This window comes from Lysinibacillus sp. 54212 (genome assembly GCF_036662795.1).
Classification (GTDB): Bacteria; Bacillota; Bacilli; order Bacillales_A; family Planococcaceae; genus Lysinibacillus_B.
This window is the reverse complement of the sequence record NZ_JBAFWZ010000002.1, coordinates 60,145-81,652: the sequence shown is the minus strand read 5'-3', so window position 1 is coordinate 81,652 and position 21,508 is coordinate 60,145. Positions and strand designations below refer to the sequence as shown.

Annotated in this window: 18 protein-coding genes; 3 read left to right on the top strand and 15 right to left on the bottom strand. The window is 36.3% G+C overall.

Annotation, left to right across the window (positions count from 1 at the left end; translation table 11 throughout):
* Positions 1-14 precede the first annotated feature (14 nt).
* Positions 15-758, bottom strand: coding sequence for a MerR family transcriptional regulator (locus tag V4T18_RS02150; protein ID WP_332646049.1), 744 nt, complete (start codon positions 756-758; stop codon positions 15-17).
* Between the two features lie 145 nt (positions 759-903).
* On the opposite strand from V4T18_RS02150, the gene V4T18_RS02145 reads away from it, so the two are divergent.
* Positions 904-1,029, top strand: a complete 126-nt coding sequence (locus tag V4T18_RS02145; protein ID WP_332646047.1) for a hypothetical protein — start codon at positions 904-906, stop codon at positions 1,027-1,029.
* Positions 1,030-1,185: 156 nt separating this feature from the next.
* Here the strand turns inward: V4T18_RS02145 and V4T18_RS02140 are convergent, their stop codons facing one another.
* The 8 genes from V4T18_RS02140 to V4T18_RS02105 all read right to left on the bottom strand — a co-directional run bounded on the left by V4T18_RS02140 (position 1,186) and on the right by V4T18_RS02105 (position 12,412).
* On the bottom strand, positions 1,186-2,499 hold the full coding sequence (locus V4T18_RS02140) for an alkaline phosphatase family protein (RefSeq protein ID WP_332646044.1): 1,314 nt from the start codon (positions 2,497-2,499) through the stop codon (positions 1,186-1,188).
* Positions 2,500-2,503: 4 nt separating this feature from the next.
* Positions 2,504-3,751, bottom strand: a complete 1,248-nt coding sequence (locus tag V4T18_RS02135; RefSeq protein WP_332646042.1) for an MFS transporter — start codon at positions 3,749-3,751, stop codon at positions 2,504-2,506.
* Between the two features lie 1,232 nt (positions 3,752-4,983).
* Positions 4,984-5,541: a DUF4256 domain-containing protein gene (locus V4T18_RS02130; protein ID WP_332646040.1), complete on the bottom strand. Its 558-nt coding sequence runs from the start codon at positions 5,539-5,541 to the stop codon at positions 4,984-4,986.
* 171 nt (positions 5,542-5,712) lie between these two features.
* Positions 5,713-8,058 carry an ABC transporter permease gene (locus V4T18_RS02125; protein ID WP_332646038.1) on the bottom strand — a complete coding sequence of 782 codons (2,346 nt, stop codon included), beginning with the start codon at positions 8,056-8,058 and terminating at the stop codon, positions 5,713-5,715.
* A 1-nt stretch (position 8,059) separates the two neighbouring features.
* Positions 8,060-8,821: an ABC transporter ATP-binding protein gene (locus V4T18_RS02120; RefSeq protein ID WP_332646036.1), complete on the bottom strand. Its 762-nt coding sequence runs from the start codon at positions 8,819-8,821 to the stop codon at positions 8,060-8,062.
* A gap of 404 nt (positions 8,822-9,225) precedes the next feature.
* The gene (locus tag V4T18_RS02115) at positions 9,226-10,494 is read right to left on the bottom strand and encodes a HAMP domain-containing sensor histidine kinase (protein ID WP_332646033.1); all 1,269 of its coding nucleotides are present in this window, start codon (positions 10,492-10,494) and stop codon (positions 9,226-9,228) included.
* Positions 10,494-11,180, bottom strand: coding sequence for a response regulator transcription factor (locus tag V4T18_RS02110; RefSeq protein WP_332646031.1), 687 nt, complete (start codon positions 11,178-11,180; stop codon positions 10,494-10,496). The genes V4T18_RS02115 and V4T18_RS02110 overlap by 1 nt, the downstream gene beginning before the upstream one ends.
* Positions 11,181-11,356: 176 nt before the next feature.
* A complete protein-coding gene (locus V4T18_RS02105; RefSeq protein WP_332646029.1) occupies positions 11,357-12,412 on the bottom strand; it encodes a 2,3-butanediol dehydrogenase in 1,056 nt (351 codons plus the stop codon).
* Between the two features lie 123 nt (positions 12,413-12,535).
* Between V4T18_RS02105 and V4T18_RS02100 the strand changes: the two genes are divergently transcribed.
* Positions 12,536-13,435, top strand: coding sequence for a LysR family transcriptional regulator (locus V4T18_RS02100; RefSeq protein WP_332646026.1), 900 nt, complete (start codon positions 12,536-12,538; stop codon positions 13,433-13,435).
* A 375-nt stretch (positions 13,436-13,810) separates the two neighbouring features.
* Here V4T18_RS02100 and V4T18_RS02095 read toward each other — a convergent pair whose 3' ends face one another.
* From V4T18_RS02095 to V4T18_RS02085, 3 genes are all read right to left on the bottom strand, one after another.
* Complete coding sequence (locus V4T18_RS02095; RefSeq protein WP_332646024.1) at positions 13,811-14,779, bottom strand: tRNA dihydrouridine synthase; 969 nt, start codon at positions 14,777-14,779, stop codon at positions 13,811-13,813.
* A 311-nt stretch (positions 14,780-15,090) separates the two neighbouring features.
* Complete coding sequence (locus V4T18_RS02090) at positions 15,091-16,218, bottom strand: DUF4261 domain-containing protein (protein WP_332646022.1); 1,128 nt, start codon at positions 16,216-16,218, stop codon at positions 15,091-15,093.
* Positions 16,219-16,344: 126 nt separating this feature from the next.
* On the bottom strand, positions 16,345-17,172 hold the full coding sequence (locus V4T18_RS02085; protein WP_332646019.1) for a GNAT family N-acetyltransferase: 828 nt from the start codon (positions 17,170-17,172) through the stop codon (positions 16,345-16,347).
* A gap of 226 nt (positions 17,173-17,398) precedes the next feature.
* Between V4T18_RS02085 and splB the strand changes: the two genes are divergently transcribed.
* Positions 17,399-18,427: a spore photoproduct lyase gene (splB, locus tag V4T18_RS02080; RefSeq protein WP_332646017.1), complete on the top strand. Its 1,029-nt coding sequence runs from the start codon at positions 17,399-17,401 to the stop codon at positions 18,425-18,427.
* 114 nt (positions 18,428-18,541) lie between these two features.
* Here the strand turns inward: splB and V4T18_RS02075 are convergent, their stop codons facing one another.
* From V4T18_RS02075 to V4T18_RS02065, 3 genes are all read right to left on the bottom strand, one after another.
* Positions 18,542-19,396, bottom strand: coding sequence for a malate synthase (locus tag V4T18_RS02075; RefSeq protein WP_332646015.1), 855 nt, complete (start codon positions 19,394-19,396; stop codon positions 18,542-18,544).
* A gap of 644 nt (positions 19,397-20,040) precedes the next feature.
* Complete coding sequence (locus V4T18_RS02070) at positions 20,041-20,724, bottom strand: serine/threonine protein kinase (RefSeq protein WP_332646013.1); 684 nt, start codon at positions 20,722-20,724, stop codon at positions 20,041-20,043.
* Positions 20,725-20,963: 239 nt separating this feature from the next.
* Complete coding sequence (locus tag V4T18_RS02065) at positions 20,964-21,500, bottom strand: hypothetical protein (protein WP_332646012.1); 537 nt, start codon at positions 21,498-21,500, stop codon at positions 20,964-20,966.
* Positions 21,501-21,508: the final 8 nt, after the last annotated feature.

Below are 21,508 nucleotides of genomic sequence, written 5' to 3'. Positions count from 1 at the left end.
TTATAGTGGAAGGTTTAATATTTATTTTTCATGTCAATTAACATACATTCCATTTTTTCTGCATTTTCTTTTGCGGAATTTAATGATGCTATCAGCTTATCGCAGACAGAAATAACATCTTCATTTTCCTTAGGCGAATTTAATATTTGATGGATATTTGCGTTCTTGTTTTTTGATAATTCATTCATCATTCGTAATATAGCTGAAAGAGAATAGTTTGCACATTTCAGAGAACGAATAATTTTCAACTTTTGAATATCTTCGTCAGTGTAAACACGGTAACCATTTTCTTTTCTTTTTACCTTCAGTAGCCCATTCGTTTCCCAATTACGGAGGGTGTCCATAGTGATGCCGAGCTTATCAGAAACTTCTTTGCGCTTTAAGCTACTTGTTTTTTCAGTTATTCTACCTAGTAATAATCTATTTACAATGCTCACAGATTCATTTGCATTCGCTATTTCATTTTCAATAGAAAAAATATAATCTTTTGTTAATCGAATGGCATCATCAAATTGCCCCAAAGCCGATTTTTTTACAATTGCTATCATTTTTTTTCGTAGTCCATTTTGAAGCACTTCTATTTGAAAAGCGGTACGAGCTAATTTGAATTGATCGATGTGTATATCAGTAAATACACGATAACCATTGTCTTTTCGTATAGGCTTCGAGATGAGCTCTAATTCCTCATACAGACGCACCGTGTTTGGATGAATTCCAATAACTCTTGCAACTTCACTTGTTTTATATGTCTTTTTCACTATACTCACCAACTTTCATAGTGATAAAGATTATCACGCGTGTTGATTTACCTCTTATTGTTAAAGAGAAAATTGGAATACGTTGATTTCCGCTACGGCTGACTCGCTTTCCGCAGGCACGGCTTCAACTAATTTCTTTCGGCTAATGCCGAAAGAAATGGATTTTCAGCTCGTGCTGTTCCTGCTGGAGTCGAGTCGCCTTCGCTCCAATCAACGAGCAAGCGCCTTTTTATTAATCATTTCACTAAAAAGCACGTTTACGATCTACTAGTATTTGTATAATCAACACATCTGAAAGATTATATAATTTCCCTTGATATCTAATCACAAATAAACAGCTTAATAAATTCCTATTTACCTTTTATTTGATTAACTACTAATACGGTTCTCTACTACCAAAAACAAATGGCGTATTACTTTAGCAAAACTACAGCAAGATTTTACTTTTTTCCTTAAAAATCTCCGTTAAAGCTCTTCCATCACAAGCTGAAAAGTCTATACCTAGGATGCTCGCAATCGTAGGGGCAATATCAATTACTTCTACTTCCCCTAGCTGAAGTTCACTTTCTATCCCTTCTCCTGAGATCACAAGTGCACTTGTATAGTTAGGCTTATTTGGGGAATAGCCATGTGTGGCATACTTGATACCGCGCGCATGCAAGTCAACAACAATCGGCTCGTTATAGGCATCGTCAAAGGCATAGCCCTCCTTAGCCTCTAGCATGTAGTGGAAGGCTGTATCTACATGTAAGCTATCAAGCTCATCTCTTGTAAAGATGCTTTCGATTCCATAACAATCCTGGGCTAGCGCTTGTTCTAGTAATTCAAGTGCTAGCCTCCCAGCTTCGGAATCGCCTTCTCTAATATGCAAGTAAGCGGCTCCACCTGCTCCTTGCACATAGGCCCGCCATTTCATTTCACCGTTCTCCTCATATATAAGCCCGTGATCCCTCAACAATCGATTGAGATGTACCTTATATCTCACATCTAGCTGCCCATGATCACCTACTACGATAAAAGTAGTCTTATCCCTAATTCCAGCTTCGTCAACCGCCCTCATGAGATCGCCTATCCGTTTATCCATCCGGCAGATTGCCTGCTCAATATGAGGTCCCTTTGTTCCAAGGGCATGCTTCGTATCATCCAGTTCAATTAAATGTAGGAGCAGCAGATTCGGCTTTTTAGTCTTGATCGTATCCACTGCACACATTGTTGAAAAGTCATCAAGATATGGCTGCTCGATTCCTTTACGATACCGCCCGTATTTTAATTCCATGCTCACACTATAAACCGGACTACCATTTTTTAATATTTTTAACGCTTGATTTTCATTCTTTATCGCTTTTATTTCTGGAATATTATAGTGTATCGAAGATTTTCCTGATACTGGCCATAGGATTCCGGCTACCTTCATCCCCTGCCTTGCCACTTCATCAAAAACAGTCGGTGCTCCTATATTGCTTCTATACCAGTGCCACTCCTGATCCTTTTCAGGGACAAACGGCTGAAATGGATTATTATGATACACACCGTGCTTATTCGGATACATCCCCGTTACATAAGAAGCATGAATTACGTATGTGAGGGTTGGGTAGACACTTTTTACCTTCGTTGTCCATGCACCATTGCGAATTAGCTTCGATAGATTGGGCTGTTGACTCGCCAGCTCCCAGTTATCCTGAGAAAAAGCATCATATGAAATAACGATGACATGTTTTTCATTCTTTGATTTCGAACTCATCCCATCACCCTATCACTTCTCCATCGATTTTCTTTTCCTTTGGCAAAGTTAAAAATACAATCAGACCAATGATAAATAGTGGAATAATCGATAGAATACTTAATTTTGCATTACCTGTTACAGTAGTCGTTAACGCCATCAAAAACGGGCCAAGAATCGCCGCGAATTTACCAAAAATATTATAGAAGCCAAAAAATTCATTCGACATTTCCTTTGGTATAATCCTGCCGTAATAGGACCTACTCAGTGCTTGAATCCCCCCCTGTGCGGAGCCAATCAACGCGCCAAGAAGGAAAATATGCCAAACAGACGAAATGAAAAATGCAGCTATACAGGAAACAATATAAGTTAAAATACCAACAACAATCATCGTTCGAGCTGAATATTTTTTAGCTAAATTCCCGTAAAGCAATGCACACGGGAAGGCGATGATTTGAATAATTAATAAAATGCCCAGTAATGCGAACATATCCAGAGCATCTGCCCCTAACACACTTGTGGCATATGGAACGACCATTTTTATAATCGTATCTACTCCATCAATATAGAAGAAATAGGCGAGTAAAAATATAAATACAACTTTATAGTTTTTAATTTGTAATAGGGTTGTGCCTAATCGTTTAAAGCTATTTACTATAGGCTTAGGCTCTGGCTCGATATAGTAACGCTGACGAACATGCTTTAGCATCGGTATCGTTAATAACCCCCACCAAAGTGCTGTAATCATAAAGCCGATTTGATACCCGATTGCTTGATCCATTCCCATAAAGAAAATGACTGCTAGACTAATCGCAAATGGAATGACGGAGCTTATATAACCGTATGCAAAGCCGCTAGTAGAAACTTTGTCCATTCTTTCATCACTCGTCACATCCACTAAGAAGGAGTCGTAAAAAATATTCGCACCCGCAAAGCCAATTGCAGAGAGAACATACAGTACGATAATGAGCTGCCACTGCCCACTTTCTGGTGGGATAAATGTAAACGAGAACGTGGCTAGGATACCAAGTAATGCAAAAAAGATAAAGAAGCGCTTTTTCTTATCCTTATAATCGGCGATGGTGCCTAAAATTGGGCTAAGAATTGCAATAATAATTGAGGCTAGTGAATTAAAATAGCCCAGGTCCATACTATTTGTATCCTTAAACATGCCAAACACAATTGGAAACAAGGCAGTCGTAATCGCCATCGAATAGGCTGAATTCCCACAATCATACAGTATCCAAGATTTCTCTTCCCTGCTTAGCTTCATCCATTCGCCCCCTTTAAATTATCGTTTTATCCAACTAATTTATGGTTCAAAATTAAAAATTTACTATTATTATATCATTCTACTTTTATAAGAATGCTAAATGTTTTGTTAATTTGTGGTTAAGGGGGGTGTTAGGAGAGAGGAGGAGAGAACTAATTTAATAAGAAAAGGAGCAGCTCACTTCTAAATTAAACAGCGATGCTAGCGCCATTATAGTTCTAAAATGCAGCGATTCCGATGAAAAAGCACTTATTTCTGATGAATAATTAGCAATTATGAAAACTTACGTTAACAGAAATCATATATTCTTAATAAAAAATTTTCGTTACTACGTTAAGAATGTATTCAAAAAAGGCGCCATTTCTGATAGAATAAGGCACAATTTTGATTATTTTATATGTAAAAGGTATACAACTCGGCGCTATCTGTTTTGAGGCTGGCTATAAAAATTGATACATTCTTATTCTTTTTATATAAAAATTACAACAAGCTTCGATTTTTTATCATATTAATTTTCACCCTTTGATTTTCAATCGAGAAAAACGCAATTTGGCAGGATTCTTATACGACTTAAAAATAAATATGTGTCAAAGGGGAAAAAAGTCCTTTTTTTGCACATATTTTCAAATAAGTAGTATATCGATTCTGACAAATCGCATAAATTGGCTTTTTATTTTTACTTCTATATTTTCTGAGGACCATTTTTATCTTTGAAATTTCGTTCCAGCTCTTATTCATTTTCGACTTTCTGTTGTGAAGACTAACGATAAAATCGAGAACAATGGAAAAACGGAATATAGTGATTTAAGTTCAATCACAGTTAAAAACCAAATATCAATGCAAACGATGGAAACCAAGCCTATCCCATTAAAAACAATAAATGATATCAACTTATTATTAATTTTTTTAGAGATAAAAAAATGAATAGGTACTGCTGAAATAATAGTAAGAAAATAGATTGCCAAAAAAAGTAGTACACTAAGTTCTAGAATGAAAACCATCCCTATTCCCTCAGTTTCCCCTTGTCCTTCGATGAAAAAGATACTTAGTGTAGTTATTAACGTTATTAACGATACTATAATTGGGAGCAAAATCATTTTTACTTGATCACTTTTATCCATTCCAGTTACCTCACTTTGTTATTATTGATGTTGGCCCGAAGTTGTGTTGATTTAAATAGTCATACAAAAAAGAACGAATTTCTTTGAAATTCGTTCCTCCATTTTATTGCACTACACCCTTAGCAAACCACGGAAGCCTCTAGCTCCATAGTAGGATTCTGCTCCGTTGTGATAGACAAAGACCGTGTCGTAGCGACGATCACAAAAAATCGCTCCACCAAGCTTTCTAATGTTGTCCGGTGTTTTCACCCAGCTTGATGTTTTATTATCGAAATTTCCAAGGCTCTGTAGCTCTCGATATTGTTCTTCTGTTAGGATCTCAATCCCCATCTCCGTTGCCATATCCATAGCACTGTTCTGTGGTTTATGTTGTTTCCTTGACTCCAGTGCTTCTCGGTCGTAGCAAATACTTCTTCTTCCCTTAGGACTTTCTACAGAACAATCCATGAAAATGTACTCTCCTGTATTTGCATCAAGCCCTATTACATCAGGCTCACCTTCAGTAGCTTCCATTTGATATAGTGACCATAGCTTTTCTGGGCTCTGTTCAAGTCTTGCTAATACCTGTTCCCATTCGATCCCCTCGTGACGATGCATGTTTTTCTCAAATCTATCCTTTACGGTCTGTACTACTTCCGTATGCTGCTCACTTGTTAAACTCTTTGCCATATTAAATCTCCCTATCCATTTGTAATAAGAATGTGTTCTTCCCTTTAAATTAACGGAGTAGCTATTCTTTAGTCAACAAATCACCTGCTAAATATAAAAAGAATGCATCCTAAAAAGAATACATCCTTAATAATTTAACATTCCTTCAAGCTACATAAATTTTTTTAACCGCTATTCCGTAATTAACCCATAGGCAGAAATTTTTCTGATTTTAAATGAAACAAATACGGATACGAAGTAGGCTAGCACTAATATACCTACGCAAAGCACTAGGATGCTCGGTACATGAATGATAAATTCCAAACTTTTCACACCTGAGCTTGAAAATAATACGGAAAGCATTGGATTTGTGTAAAAGTACCCCAATATACCACCTATTGCCACTCCTATAATAATGACTGGTAGGAAGCTAATAGAAACTTGGTGCATCAGCTGAATCGTTGAGTACCCTATGGCTTTCATGACACCGAACTCTTTTTTACGCTTAGTAATCATCGTTTTGATCACAAGATACAGAATCATCACAACAACTAGCAAAGTAATCGTTAGAACCATGATCATAAGGGCAAATACTGCCGCGGTATAAACACTTGTTTGGCTCTCTATTGTTTCATCGATATCTAAAGTTTCTACAATATAATCACCATATTGATCATGAACGTTCTCAATAAATTTTTCGTTTGATTTATCGTCTAGATATACATATAAGGTTGTGCCTTTATAATCCGGATGTAATTGCTTAATCCCTTCCATCGTCAATCCAGCTATTTGACCTAAATTACCAATTGATTGACTAAGACCCGTGACTAAATAGCTCACTGTTTCAGTTCCATATTTAACTTCAACCGTATCGCCAATTCCTTTTTTAATTTGATCTGATACAATCCAGGAGATAGAAATTTCATTTTCATATTTTGGCTGTCGACCCTCATAGACAACGTTATTTTCTAGCTGATTATAATCCACCGTAACATTCGTATATATCGTTTGCCCGTCAATTTTTGTTGTTGTTAGGTCGAAAATATTTACCTTCCTCACGTTGTCCATTTGCTTAATGTAACTCAAAAGCTCTCCCGTATCTGCTTCTGGCTTAACTGAAATTAGAACATTACCTGGTTCTGCGCCGACAACGTTAACGAATGCCGTTTTGTCTGAAGCAATATTGTAATAAAGTACGACCGAAAAAACGGATGCGAACGTTAATGAGATTATAATTAAAAGAATCATCACGTTCTGTTTTAAGTTTGATAGCATTGACTTAATAGCAAGTAAAAAATGAAGTCCACCTCTGGAACTTTCCAATGGAAAATGATTTTTTCTGAAACTATGTGTTTGAATTCCACCACGAAGCGCCATAATCGGTTGAATTTTTCGAACACGGAATGCAGAAAGTAACGTTACAATCACAACACAAAAAGCAATAATGAATATATCCACTAGATTATTAAGAACATCAAATTTCTGATGCCAAATTAATCCGGATAGAGAGGAAATAAGGTTACCTATAAAGGGCATAAGACCATATGATAATGCAACCCCTACTATACTTGCAAGGAATGAAATAAAAACAAACTGTAGGATAATTGACGATAGAATTTGCCTACTGCTATAACCAATCGCTTTTAGAACCCCTATATTTGACATCCCATCCTCAATGCTATTTGATACACGGTACTTAATAACAATGAGCGAAACTAACACGATAATCGCTGAAAAGGCTACTAGTATCATGGCGATAATATTGATGGTCATCATGCTTACGCTTTTCGTAATTTCAATATCTAGTGCCCAAATAGTCGCTCCACCTACAGTTAATTGAGGAAACTCCGTATTAAAATCATTAAGCAATTCCGAGGATTGTGTACTATCTTCCATCAATGCTGATAGGATGAAACCTTTTGATAGATTGTCCCCCTCAAGTTCAGCCTCTATTGTTTGATAGGAAGTCGCAGGTAGCATGAATTTCATGATGCCAAAGTTTGTCGTAGCCATCATTGTTGTTTCAAAGAATCCTGCAACTCGGAAATTATAGTCTTTATTTTGATAGGTGATTGTAAAATCTTCACCTAACTCATATCCTCCATCTGTTTTAAAAATGTAAGGAACATAAATATCATTAGCCTTTGAGGTATCAAGCTTATCAATGAGCTGCATCTCTCCAATATTACGATGTGCATCTGCATCGAACATAACGGCACCACTAGTTAATTCATTATTACCAAAATTAAATTTGGCAATGTTCATCAGGATAGCCTCTTCTGTTTCTGTTTTGGTCACCCCAGGATAATTCGTAATGAATTCTTTATAATCTGAATCATAGCTCCCCTTATCCATCATGATTATTGCATGGGGATCTTTTAATTGTTGGGCTTTCTCATCAAAGAATGCATTGATTTGAGTAATAACCATTAGACCAATGTTCAACAGTAGTGCAGCAATTAAGATAAATATAAATAGGGAAGCTGTTGCGTACTTACTCTTTCTAATATTAGCCATGGCTAGGTTCATGATTTTCATCTTACCACCCCATTTCTGTTAGGAAATGATGGAGTTTCTCATGCCGTTCGAGATTCGTTTGTTCACTGTATGCCCCTAACTGTAAATCACCACAAATGACACCATCTCGTAAAAATAAAATTCGGTTTCCGCGCAGCGCTGTTTTCATATCGTGTGTGACCATGACGACACTTTGCCCATTTTGATTTACATCTGTAAAAACATTTAACACACTATCACTAGAAGCAGAGTTTAGTGCACCAGTTGGTTCATCTGCAAAGAGGATTTTTGGTTTGTTAATTAATGCACGAACAATCCCTACTCGTTGCGCCTCACCACCAGACAGCTGTGTCGGGAATTTAGACCATGAATTTTCATTAATCCCTACTCTCATTAATAGTTCTTTCGCTTTTGGTACGAGATCGCGCTTATTTTTATTAACTAAAAGACCACTTGCTAGTACATTATCGAGTACGCTCATATTATCTAGTAAATAGATTTGTTGAAATACAAAGCCACAGTAGTTTCTTCTAAATACGGCTAGTTGATCGTTGTTTAACTGAGAAAGCTTTTTTCCAGCAAAGTCGATTTCCCCTAATGTCGGTTTATCCATCCCACTCATTGCATAAAGTAGCGTGGATTTCCCAGATCCTGAACTCCCCATGATAATGGTAAAGTCGCCTTCTACTAAACTAATATCTAGGTTTTTCAAAACATGCTGTTGAATCCCACCACTTGAAAAGGTTTTACATAGCTTCTCTGTCTTAATAATAATTCCTGTCATAATTAAAATCGCCACTCCCCTAATTGATTTTTAACCTAAAGAAAAAGACCGTAATAATGATTACAGTCTTAGCATACAAAATGAATTCTTATTAAGTCTTTGTGCATTTCTTAACTATTTCTTAATTAACAAGTTCTTCACCATAACTAGGGGTTGATTTCCGTTGCGCCAGCGTGCTTTCCTGGGGGCGCGGCTCCAACTAAATGATTTCGAGAGGGCTCTCGAAATCATTGGATTTTCCGCACGCGCTAATCCCCAAGGAGTCACGCTGGCTCCACTCCAATCAACAAACGCTTTATTTATAATGTCATCAATATTAGCTTATTTATATTATCCAGAATTATTTTTAGCAATTATCAGCACAAGTAACGGAAATCAACCCCAAAGTGTGGTGAAGAGTCTAATTAACTAGCGAGCTTTATTCTCAGGATTGTGGTAAAGCCATCCTCTCGGTTATAACAGGCTATTTGGCCGTTCATATTTTCCATGAAGTACTTTGATATATAAAGCCCAAGTCCAGAACCATTCTTCCCCTCAACATTCTTACCTCGATAATATTTATTGAACAATAGAGGCAATTCTTCTTCACTAACCCCTCGTCCAAAATCTTTAATATGTAGCTCCAGATAGTCTTGAATAATCCGAGACGAAATCGAGATTTTCGTTCCTGCATACTTATATGAATTACTTATGATATTATCTATAACCTGCTGCATTCGAACAGGATCGGTTAAAATTATACAATCTGGAATAGGTTCATATCCGATTTGATGGTCATAATTCACATTTTCAATCATTTCAGCCAGTACCCCACTCGGTTCCTCCGTGATAGTTAATTTTAACTGTTGTAGCTCTTCTAATGTAGCGTGAAACATATCCGTAACAAGTAAGTTAATTTGCTCTGCTTTTGAATTGATGGTATTGACGTGCTTAATCATCTTCTCATCCTTAATTCTCATAAGCATTAACTCACTGACAGCTTTTATTGAGGCAATAGGCGTTTTAATATCATGACTAATAGTAGCTATAAGCTCTTTTTTACTCCGGTTGGATTCATACTCTCGTTGACGAGCAGCATAAAGTTCCTCACGTAATAAATCAAAGCTTTCGGTGAATGCCCCAAAATAATTATTCTTATCCATATTTAAAGGGATATCCAAATTACCTCTAGCAACATTTGCTGCGAACTGTTGTAGCTGCCCAAACGGTTTCAATAATGTTTTATAAAGATAGATACTATAAAGAATCGTAACAATGAATAATAGACCTACGATAAAACCAAAAGAAATAAGCAGGTCTTTTTTCATTCTCTGCACTATTTCCTGCTCGTTATTGGGGATAATTATTTTCCCTACAACCTGATTATTTTGCTTCACATCTACTATCGTATCCCTATTTTTTATAGCATCATATGTATTATTAAAAGGATTGCTTGGGGTTTGATAAATTACGTTTTCTCTGTTATCTATAATTGTAAGTTGTTGTTGAAAGCCACTATTGTCAATTGTTTCCTGATTAATACTTCCCCAATTTCCCTCGACAGTTTTAACTACCTCATTAATATCTACCATATCCACTTTTTCATTATTTGTCTTGTTCAGCATCATTATTTGAAAAGCAATTCCTGAAGAAAAAATCACTAATATCATGACGATAAACAGTTTTATTCTCATTAGTTATTGTCCTCTAATACATAACCAGTGCCCCAAATCGTTTTGATGAATTGCGGGTTCTTTGGATTCTCTTCGATTTTTTCTCGTAAATGCCGAATGTGCACATTTAGGGTTCCATCCCCTACAAAGGAATCCTCCCATACATGTTGAAACAATTCATTTTTAGTAACTATACGGTTTTTATTACTCGCTAAATAATGAAGCAGCTTATATTCCATCGTTTTTAGTCTAATATCCTTACCCTTTACTCGAACACGATGAAGCTTTGTATCAATTTGGATATGACCAAATTCTAAAACCTCTTGCTGGTCACTAGAGCCACTGCCATATCTTTTGAGTACCGCTTTTACTTTTGCTAGTAGAATACTTAGAGTATACGGCTTTTGAATGTAATCATCTCCTCCGATGTTAAGTGCAATTAAAACATCATCATCGCTGGAACGAGCACTTATAAACAAAATCGGAATCTGTGTTGTTTTACGCAATCTTTTACATAAATCAAACCCCGATTCATCACCGAGATTAATATCTAAAAGAATCAATGATGGTTCATGTTCCTTCAACAAAAGCTCGCACTCATCACCACTTGTAGCAAATGCTGTTTTGACCTCAAACATATTAAAATATTCACAAGTTGTTTCAGCTAAAGCGAGCTCATCATCAACAATTAAACAATCTAATTTCATCGTAAATCTCCTAGAAAAAGATTTCCCTTCTTGTCTAACAGGATAATTCTAGTATACATTATCTTACATATTTATCAAAAACACATATAATCCCCCTTTTAACCTGTTCAACATAAAAAACCCACCTATTTCGACGAAAATCCATCGAAATAAATGGGCTATTATTATTAAAATGATTATGGTCTTACTAAGATTTTAGCTTGTTTTTTATCAGATACTAATTTATCGAAGCCGTTTTCTACGATTTCATCTAAAGGAATTTTGCTCGTAATTAATGGTTTAACATTAATTTGACCAGAAGCCATTAAGCCAATTACTTCCTCATAGTTGTTTCGGTAGCAATAAGTTGATAGCAGTCGAAGCTCTTTTAGCATCATTAAAGTTAGGTTTACTCGTGGAGATTCTGCAAACACAGATAATACGACTACTTCGCCACCTTTACGAACAACATTAATGGCACTATCTAAAGTTGGTTGCACACCTGCAACTTCAAAAGCAATATCTACTCCATCTTCCGTTAACGAGGCAATAACCTCTTCAGCTTTTTCTTGTAAGCTATTAATGACACGCGTTGCACCGATTTCTTTTCCTAATGCTAATCGTTCTTCTACAATATCCACTAAATAAATTTCTCTTGCTCCAGCAGCTTTTAAAGCAAGCACTGTTAATAAACCAATCGGTCCTGCACCAAATACTGCTGCTGTCATACCTGCTTTAAAATTACTTTCAGTAAGCCCTCGCATCACTACTGCTAAAGGTTCTACCATCGCTGCCTCTTCCATCGATACGCTATCTGGTACTTTGTGGATCATATAATCTTCTACAACGGCATATTCTGCAAATCCACCATCGTCACTAAAGCCTACTAATCCAAATCTTCCTAAATTGTAATAACCTTTTTGCACATATGAAGAAGCCTCATCACGAATAATTGGCTCGATTGCTACACGATCTCCAACAGAAACATTTGTCACTTCCGGACCAACTTCTGTCACAACCCCTGAAAATTCATGCCCCATTGTCAAAGGCGCTTTTCGACCTGAAAGGAAGTGTGGTTGACCAACTTGAATACCTGCTCCTGTCCCACTTAAATCATGCATATACGCATGTAAGTCACTTCCGCAAATACCTGCCCATTCCACTTTTACTTTTACTTTATTACCTGTTACTTCTTTAATCGTTACATCCTCAACGCGAATATCTTTTATACCATGCCAAACTGCTGCTTTCATTGTTATATCCTCCGATCGATTTTTTGAACAACTTCATTATAATTTAGTTCACAAAATTGTTAAAATCGAATTATTTTGTTATGTTATAGGTAATTCCTATTACAACAAAGGGGAAATTATTATATGTTTCCAGCAAAATTAGAATACATTATCGAAGTGGCAAAGCTAAAATCCATAAATAAAGCCGCAAAAAGTCTAAATGTCACACAGCCTACAATTAGTCAGGCAATATATCAAATCGAAGAAGAAATTGGATTTCCTCTCTTTATTCGAACAAAATCTGGAACTTATCCAAGTGATAACGGCAAGGACATTATTAAAAAGGCAATCGAAATTATGGAAAAGTTTGAAGAACTAGATGAATTGTTTTGGCAAAAGGAAGGATCAAAGGAATTACGTTTAGCTGCAATTCCAGGTGTTATGCTTCCACTAGTTAAAGCTGTTACCAACTACAAACAGAGTTATCCTAACACCGAAATTTTTTTAACAGAAGGATCCAGTGAAGAGATCATAAAAAAAGTTTTAGAAGGAGAATTAGATGCCGGCCTTATTGTACAATCAAGCTTATTTCAAGAAGAAATAAATGATTTAATTTACGAGCCTGTTGTAAAGGGAAAGATGGTAGCTGTGGCAAGCCATCGTTCTCCCTATGCTAAAGAGAAATTCATCACTGCTGAACAATTAATGGAAGAGAATTTAATTTTTTATAAAGATGACCATGTAAAGCACTTTGAATCTGAGTTCACAAAAAAACACGGCCATCTAAATGTGCTATTTCGAACAAATAATGTTGAAGCAATTATTCTAGGGATTACAGACCAAAATGCCATTAGTGTTGGGCATGACTATTCTCTTTACTTTTCTCAATTTTATTTAGAAGGAAAGCTTGTGCCATTAGAAATTAAAGGATTTGAACAATTGCCTGTACAAATTGGTTGGGTTCGTAACAAGCATATCCCACTAAGCTCGCAAGTGAAGAGTTTTATCAATAGATATAAAATGATTCAAGTGTTAGATTTATGAATCTATTGAAAGAGATTTTTATAAAGAAAGGTCCTTCGATAATTCAAACTAACCCAAAATTGAAATACCTACCAACTTCCCGCTGTAAAAGATAAGCAGACGGCATTTAGAGTAGTAAATCGTACCTCTAAACCGTCTGCTATTTTTATGATTCAATGAAGAAATTAGACCTTCTTCCTCATTCTTAATACCGATAAGATTTCTACTTTATTTGGAATATCCCAAAAAAATCAAATTTAACCTCTTCATTGCTACCATGATTTGGTGATGACTCCATCCATAAAATGCAAAAAACAAACAGCTAACTAGAGGTACTTATTTACACCTCTAAACTGTCTGCTTCTTATTTTATTATTAATACTATAACTTATGTCGTTATTCCACATTGTTTGCTTCAAAATTATCTAGCAATGTACGAACATCATCTGTTGATTTCGTGTTCATCAATTGGTTTCTTAGTTCGCCAGCCCCACGGAAACCTTTGACATAAATTTTGAAAAAGCGGTGAAGCCCTGTGATTGAACGTGGTAATTCCTCCGCATATTGATCTTGAAGATCAAGCTGCAGTCTTAAAAGGTCAAGGTATTCTTTTCTGCTATGCTCCCTTGGCTCCTTTTCAAAGGCAAAAGGATTTTTGAAAATACCGCGCCCAATCATCACGCCATCAATACCATATTTTTCAGCTAGCTCTAGCCCCGTTTGACGGTCAGGGATGTCTCCATTAATTGTTAAGAGCGTATTCGGTGCGATACGGTCCCGTAATTTTTTGATTTCCGGAATGAGCTCCCAGTGCGCATCAGCTTGGCTCATTTCCTTTCTTGTACGTAAATGAATCGAAAGGTTCGCAATATCCTGTTTTAAAATATGCGTTAGCCAGTCCTCCCACTCATTTATATCACTAAAACCAAGACGTGTTTTTACGCTAACAGGAAGTCCACCTGCTTTTGCTGCTCCGATCAATTCTGCTGCAACGTCCGGACGTAGAATAAGGCCACTCCCTTTTCCTCTCGATGCCACATTTGGTACAGGGCAGCCCATATTTATATCGATCCCTTTAAACCCTAGCTTTGCCATACCCATACTCATTTGACGGAAATATTCGGGATTATCCCCCCAAATATGTGCCACCATTGGCTGTTCATCCTCTGTAAAAATCAAGCGACCACGCACACTTTTCATGCCCTCAGGATGACAATAGCTATCTGAGTTTGTAAACTCTGTGAAAAATACATCCGGGCTCCCAGCTGCACTTACAACATGGCGAAAGACAACATCCGTCACATCCTCCATTGGTGCAAGTACAAAAAACGGTCTCGGTAAATCCTTCCAAAAATTCTCTGTCATATTCAAATTCAAATCCTCTCACTCTGAACACTTATGCATGTTTAATCTATATATTATAAGTTTATATTAACTACCTAAGCCAACCTTAACAATGTGCAGAATGTATGTGGCACCTCAAGAGATGTCGGTAGCTTTAAGTAATTAAATCATTATTATAGTATAACCTAGCTTTTTTAATTTATCTTCACAAACCGTTCTATTTTCAATTAGTTTTTCAATATAAAAGTAAGTGCACGACTTGAGTAAAATGTGTCTAGATTTATATGTAGAGCAAAAAAGACACCTGCTACGGCGCCTTTTTTGAAATGAGACTAGTATTCGATTTTGAGAGTGTCCCCATCGACATACACTCCCTCAGAACGGGAAATCGGTAGCTTTTGCTCTGCTGAGAAGCCGATTGTTTCTCCATCTCTTAAAGTGACATTCTCTTCTACAATATAGCCGGAAATATCAAGTAAAAAATCACGTAGCTCGGCAGGACTTACTTGGCTGTCTAGGATTTCAATTTCATCCTTACCAAGGGCTTTTAGTCCATAAGTATATCCATCTAATCCTGTTTCCGTACCGACCAGACCGAAATAAACTAGATTAAGTAAAGGGATCATATCGTCATCCTTCATGACTTCAGCCATATCCAAATACATTTCAGGCTGGAATACAGTGCCACACGTATAGATTCCTATTGCGTTAGGGAGCTTAAGACAACTCGCCGCCAGCTTTGTGAATAGCTTGCCGCTATCAAGTGGAGAGCCGGAGCGGGTAAATACAGCCAGGATGATTTGAGCTACATGCGTTTTAGTAACCTCAACAGCTTCCTTCCATAGGTAATTCCCCTGTGCAAAATGCTCAGCCTCACCATCTGGTACTGGGGCATCGACAAAGCTTACTGCTAAAAGGCAGTCATCCACTTCAAAGACTAGGGTTCCTTCTTTTGATTCTTTGGAGTTTTCCTCATCCTCTACCATTGAGCTGGAAATATTCCAATCATTAGAAAGATTAGATTTTATCGCCTCAAGATCACATTCCGAAGAGTTAAGCAGGATGAATCCATTAAAAATACCAGAATCTTTGTCTTGGGTTTCTGTTTCTTCCCCTTCGGATTGTGTAGCCTCATAAGCTTCAGCCTGCTGCATCCAGTATTCACGGACCATTTCTACCATTTTTATCGCTTCTTGCTCTGCAGTCGAAGGATCGTAGGGTTCCATCTCGCTAAAGACATGACCGCAATGCTCCGTGTCAGACGGATCCTCATAGCCCCCACAAACGCCAAGGAGCCATTTTCCGAGCATGTTCTTTTTATATTTGAATATGTAGTAGTGCATATCATGTCTATGGAATTCTCCTGCAATTTCTATTAGGCTAGGGTGTCTACCGAGTTCATGTTCATCCGCAAGCCAATCAATCATTGATTGCATTGCTGCTTGTTGTTGAGCTGTCATTCATATCTCTCCTTTTAAAATCATTTGATTACATCATCATAATACCAATATACGGTAATTCATTTATAGTTCGTAAACAAAATTTTTAAGCGGGTCCAAATCAGATGAACATTTTTTAGATAGTATTCAAAACGTAAATTCATATCCTATGTAGTTAAATGAATTACAAAATCCTAGGTTTTCAGCAACTGCAATAGAAGGTTTATTCCCTTCCATACAATCCCAATACGGTACCATATTATTCTCAAAACAATCTTTTACAAAGCTGTGGGCATTCGTTTGAGCTAACTTTTTCCCCTGATGAGTACCTAAAGTTTCAATATCTATACAATGTATATTTTCAACAACAAAACCTGAAAAACAGACACTGACAATTTCATTCTTATGAACAATACAATAACCAATCCCCTTACTAAAAAAATGATCGGGTGATGACCAAAACTCTAAAATCTTTGAGTGTAAAAACTCAATGTTCTTTATGAAGCTAGTATCATTTTCATAGAGCATCTTATCAATTTTATGGATTGAATATCCATTTTCCAGCATAGGCTCTCTTTCAGGTTTATAGTGCTCTTTTTCTAATATATAAACTTTTTGCTGCCAGCTTCCTAATTCACGATGTTTAAATATCGATTGGATCGTGTTATTCCATTTCTCATGATTGCCTACCCCTTCAAACCACTTTAGACTAACTTTCTTTGCTTCCGGTGCTATTCTATCGTCAATATAAGCATTGATATCTTTGATAAACCGCTCATTACTTTCATCCCCAATAAATATAAAGCCATCATTATTCCCTAACCAAATAAGTCCTGTTTGGGGTGTAGCCTCATCATCTACAAATATACGCCCAGGATTGACTCCTGAAATGATTGCTTTAGCTTCTAGTTGTCCTTGTTCATTTATGATTCTTAAACATTTATGAAAATCACTTTGCTGTAACTCACAAATCATTCTATTGTCTCCTTCCTTCACCCTAATTATCGTTCCTAGAAGCTATATACTATATTTTACCAAACTCATCTTAACTTTTTAACCACTTGTATGTAAGCCTTTAACGAATTTTTCGTTAAAAATAATTGCACCATGATATTCCACAACATAAATTTCACTTCTTTAGACAAGCTAATTTCAACGACAATAAAAATGATGCTGTAATTTTATTCGATTGGAGAAGATCATGACGAAACCATTTATGCCTCAACTTGTTTATTTTGAACCAAAAGCGTTGGAGTATCCATTAGGTATAGAACTGAAAGAAAAATTTGAAGGGTTAGGTATCGAGATTCGCTATACTACCTCTCATAATCAAATACGAAACCTGCCTGGAGACAATGATTTGCAAAAGTACCGGATTGCAAAGTCCACGCTCGTCGTGGGCATTCGTAAAACACTAAAGTTTGATACGTCGAAGCCATCCGCAGAATATGCCATTCCACTAGCAACCGGATGCATGGGACATTGTCATTATTGTTATTTGCAAACAACTATGGGGAGTAAGCCTTATCTTCGTACATATGTGAATGTCGATGAAATTTTTGAAGCGGCAGATTCCTATATCGAAGAACGTGCCCCTGAAATTACGCGTTTTGAAGCAGCTTGTACATCTGATATTGTTGGGATTGACCATTTAACCCACTCATTAAAAAAGGCTATTGAACATTTTGGCCAAACAGAATTAGGAAGATTGCGGTTTGTCACAAAATTTCATCATGTCGATCACTTGCTCGATGCTAAGCATAACGGTCACACAAGATTTCGATTTAGTATTAACGCTGACTATGTGATTAAAAACTTTGAGCCAGGAACTTCACCTTTAGCGAAACGAATTGAAGCAGCTGGGAAAGTTGCAAGAGCAGGGTATCCACTTGGATTTATCGTCGCCCCGATTTATTTGCATGAAGGCTGGCAAGAGGGCTACTATAATATGTTTGAGCGCTTGGACGCAGAGTTACCGCACGATGCTCGGGATGATATCACCTTTGAATTCATACAGCACCGATTTACGAAGACGGCAAAAAATGTGATTGAGAAAAACTATCCAAAGACTAAGTTACAGTTAGATGAATCTTCAAGACGTCTTAAGTGGGGCAAGTACGGGATTGGTAAGTATATTTATCAGAAAGAAGAAGAGAACGAAATGAAGGAGAGGCTATACAGCTATATGGAGAAATTCTTTCCAAATGCGAAGCTCGAATACTTTACGTGAGTCCTATAAATCCGTTAAATAACCTGAAAAGCAGACGGCAAATTAGAGGAGCGTTGCTAGCACTTCTAGTTGACCGTCTGCTTTTTATTTTAACTTAGATTTTTTATCTAACGTCTAAATACGCAATAATGTGCCATTAGGCTTTGGTAACTCTTGATCATTTATGGCATTCATTTTACAATAATGCTTGAAAAATTGTTGTGCTAGCTCCTGTTCCTGTGTTTCACTTTTTAACGAAACGATATCAAGTAGGATTTGAGCCATCCATAAATTATCAAAATAGCGGTATTTACCTGTATTCCATGTCATTTTGTCAGGTGACCTTTCATTACTATAGTAGTTCCAGAAAAGCAGCCTATCTGCTTCTTGTTCTGTAAGCTGTATTTTGAATTTTGAATGCGCAGGAATATACCCATCCTCACAAAGCTTACCGATAAACTCCTCATTCACCATGTAGACACCTAAAATACGTCTGTCTTTTTCAGGCATGCCAGCATCAATCGCTGTTAACAGGACTGCGCTATTTTGATGCAAACGGGTTGGTTTTTTTGGTTTCCCGTTGCTATTACCACTTTTAATAACGCCTGAAAAAACCTTCCACTCTGAAAAAGATCTCGTCTGTTCGTCTTTGTCACACCAAAAAACCATTTGTGATTCTGGATGAAGCTTATGATTGTTCATCAGTTTTTCGTGTTCTAAACGAAGTTCCAGGTTTATTCGCTGTTGCTTTAATTCTTCTTCCTTCTTCCGTTCTTCCTCCTTTCGTTCTTGTTCCTTCTTTTGTAAAATTTTTTCAAGTAAATGTGCATCACTTTTATCATGTAGCTTTAAGTGCTTTCCAAAAACATCAGGGAAAATAAATTTTTTATTTTCCGAGGCGAAATTTATTTCAATACTAGAGTCATTTTGATTCACTATACTTCCTACACCAAAAAGCTTGTGTGTAACTTTCTTATTGATTAGATTCATTATTCTAGTCCTCCTTATAGAATAAGTACTCAGTTCCTAATAGATCGTTAGTTGAAAAATTTATTCAATCGGCTCTCTTTTAAAGCTCACACAACTGTTTGATTTATTTTCTCGATTAAAAAAGATATAAAAAAACGTATCCAAATTCTATCTACAAAAATGTAAAGCGAACTTCGAAATACGATTAGAAAAAAACAATTGTAAGACTATTATAACATTTTTAAAAATTTTATCAAATTTCTTATTGACAACATAATTTATCACAAGGTAAAATTTAGTTTTATCCTTTTCAACCCGTTTCATTTTCATTCTCATTTCGCTTTTTAGCTTACTATGCAACGGACCTACTCCATTGAATAAAAATAAACATGCTGGGACAAAACCCGAAAACACCATTTTTCTCGTTGAGAAAAATGGTGTTTTCTTAGTATGGAGAAAATTGATTTCCGTTCCGGGGACGCTTTCCGGGGGCACGGCCTGAGCCTGTAGTCTCAGGCGTCGTGCTGTTCCCCCAGGAGTCGCCCCTTCTCTATAATCAATTTATGAAGTAGCGAATTCTTACTATAGGTGTTCCTCGATTTCTATAAAATCTTTACTTATGTCCCAGCCGTTCTTAAAAATGTTCTATAATCGTCTACTGCTGTTTATTTATCTATTTTTTTATACAGCCTGTTAAAAATCAATTTTGTAAACTCTTCATATGAAGAGGATTTCTTCCCCCATAGGTTATACCACTTTCGAATCGTTTCTACTAACCAAAACGGAACAGAATCTCCATCTATTAAATGATAGTATTGCTCATATCCCTTTTTTAAATATTCCCATCGGTTATCATTTCCTGCTCGTATATATTCAGAGATATCGAGTATTTTTGCTCTACCGTTTTGTAGTAAAATATTTTTCAAATGAATATCTCGTGGGTTCAGGCCTTTATTCCGAACATATTTTCTTGCTGCCTCCACATCCTTTACAACCTGCTCCGGAATGTGAACACCTTGTAGAATGCAGTCAAAGAGCGTGATCCCTTCTTCGTAGCTTAAAACGAGGAATTCGTCGTAAGAAGCAAAACATGTTGAAAAGAAAGGTGAATCGCCTAAAACCTGATAAACATTCGCTTCAATTTTTACTTTGTTTCTTTTATCCTCGGCATATAATTTAAATGCATAGGCTGGGGCTGAAAGAGACTGAAAAACGGCCGCATCTGTCCCGACCCCTATACACTTCAAATCATCCGCTTCGCCAATTATAGTTACCGGCTCATTATTTGGATTTGAAAAAACTTTAATTTTTGAAAGAGAGCTTATAGCTATATCCCAATCATTTCCCATATAATCTCTCCCTTTATTCACATTGAAGAACACTGCACTATCCAATTATTTTAATATAATTTAATCAAAAATACCTTAAATATGAGTTGGAAAGTAAATAAAGCCATTATTCGAATCGTTGCACTAGGCGAATACCATCAGCCACACTCCCGCCCCTCACTTCACTTAAAATTTCGCGTTTGTTCTTAGAAAATTTATGTATGAATTCTACTACTCTAATAGAAATTATCGCCTTCATATTATTGCAATGTGATCGGATATACTTTAGCCCAGCTTAAGTCTTTCCATAATTTCTTTCCATAATAAGAAAAGACAATATAACCTTTTTCATTATTATCTGCATTCGGGATATAATAATAATTGAGCTCTACCGAAGACTTTTTGCCGTAATAAAAAAATCCGTCTACTGTACTGGATTTACTTTTGTCTACTATATTCACATTCTGTTCTTTTAACGTATCTACCGCAATATCATATGTGCGATAATCCATTCCTATATGATAATCATTATCTTGACTATCAGGATAGTTCATCATTGTAGATTCTATTGTATGAGGTAAGAAAATATAAACATGATAAAAATTATTTTCGTCAAAATCTATTCTTTCAATATTATTTATGTTTAATTGTAATTGTATATTTTTTTTAGCATCGGTATCATTTTTCAATTCATAAACAATATCTATATTATCATCGATTATATCGGGCTTTAAAGAGTAATGAGTAGCAAATACAACTAACAAAAGCATGGTCATAATTATAAAAAAATTTTTCATTTCACATT

Excerpts from the sequence above, each read along its gene's own strand:
- V4T18_RS02145 (WP_332646047.1), top strand. The coding sequence starts at position 904 with ATGCCGAAAGAAATGGATTTTCAGCTCGTGCTGTTCCTGCTGGAGTCG.
- V4T18_RS02140 (WP_332646044.1), bottom strand. The coding sequence starts at position 2,499 with ATGAGTTCGAAATCAAAGAATGAAAAACATGTCATCGTTATTTCATAT.
- V4T18_RS02135 (WP_332646042.1), bottom strand. The coding sequence starts at position 3,751 with ATGAAGCTAAGCAGGGAAGAGAAATCTTGGATACTGTATGATTGTGGG.
- V4T18_RS02130 (WP_332646040.1), bottom strand. The coding sequence starts at position 5,541 with ATGGCAAAGAGTTTAACAAGTGAGCAGCATACGGAAGTAGTACAGACC.
- V4T18_RS02125 (WP_332646038.1), bottom strand. The coding sequence starts at position 8,058 with ATGAAAATCATGAACCTAGCCATGGCTAATATTAGAAAGAGTAAGTAC.
- V4T18_RS02120 (WP_332646036.1), bottom strand. The coding sequence starts at position 8,821 with ATGACAGGAATTATTATTAAGACAGAGAAGCTATGTAAAACCTTTTCA.
- V4T18_RS02115 (WP_332646033.1), bottom strand. The coding sequence starts at position 10,494 with ATGAGAATAAAACTGTTTATCGTCATGATATTAGTGATTTTTTCTTCA.
- V4T18_RS02110 (WP_332646031.1), bottom strand. The coding sequence starts at position 11,180 with ATGAAATTAGATTGTTTAATTGTTGATGATGAGCTCGCTTTAGCTGAA.
- V4T18_RS02105 (WP_332646029.1), bottom strand. The coding sequence starts at position 12,412 with ATGAAAGCAGCAGTTTGGCATGGTATAAAAGATATTCGCGTTGAGGAT.
- V4T18_RS02100 (WP_332646026.1), top strand. The coding sequence starts at position 12,536 with ATGTTTCCAGCAAAATTAGAATACATTATCGAAGTGGCAAAGCTAAAA.
- V4T18_RS02095 (WP_332646024.1), bottom strand. The coding sequence starts at position 14,779 with ATGACAGAGAATTTTTGGAAGGATTTACCGAGACCGTTTTTTGTACTT.
- V4T18_RS02090 (WP_332646022.1), bottom strand. The coding sequence starts at position 16,218 with ATGACAGCTCAACAACAAGCAGCAATGCAATCAATGATTGATTGGCTT.
- V4T18_RS02085 (WP_332646019.1), bottom strand. The coding sequence starts at position 17,172 with ATGATTTGTGAGTTACAGCAAAGTGATTTTCATAAATGTTTAAGAATC.
- splB (WP_332646017.1), top strand. The coding sequence starts at position 17,399 with ATGACGAAACCATTTATGCCTCAACTTGTTTATTTTGAACCAAAAGCG.
- V4T18_RS02075 (WP_332646015.1), bottom strand. The coding sequence starts at position 19,396 with ATGAATCTAATCAATAAGAAAGTTACACACAAGCTTTTTGGTGTAGGA.
- V4T18_RS02070 (WP_332646013.1), bottom strand. The coding sequence starts at position 20,724 with ATGGGAAATGATTGGGATATAGCTATAAGCTCTCTTTCAAAAATTAAA.
- V4T18_RS02065 (WP_332646012.1), bottom strand. The coding sequence starts at position 21,500 with ATGAAAAATTTTTTTATAATTATGACCATGCTTTTGTTAGTTGTATTT.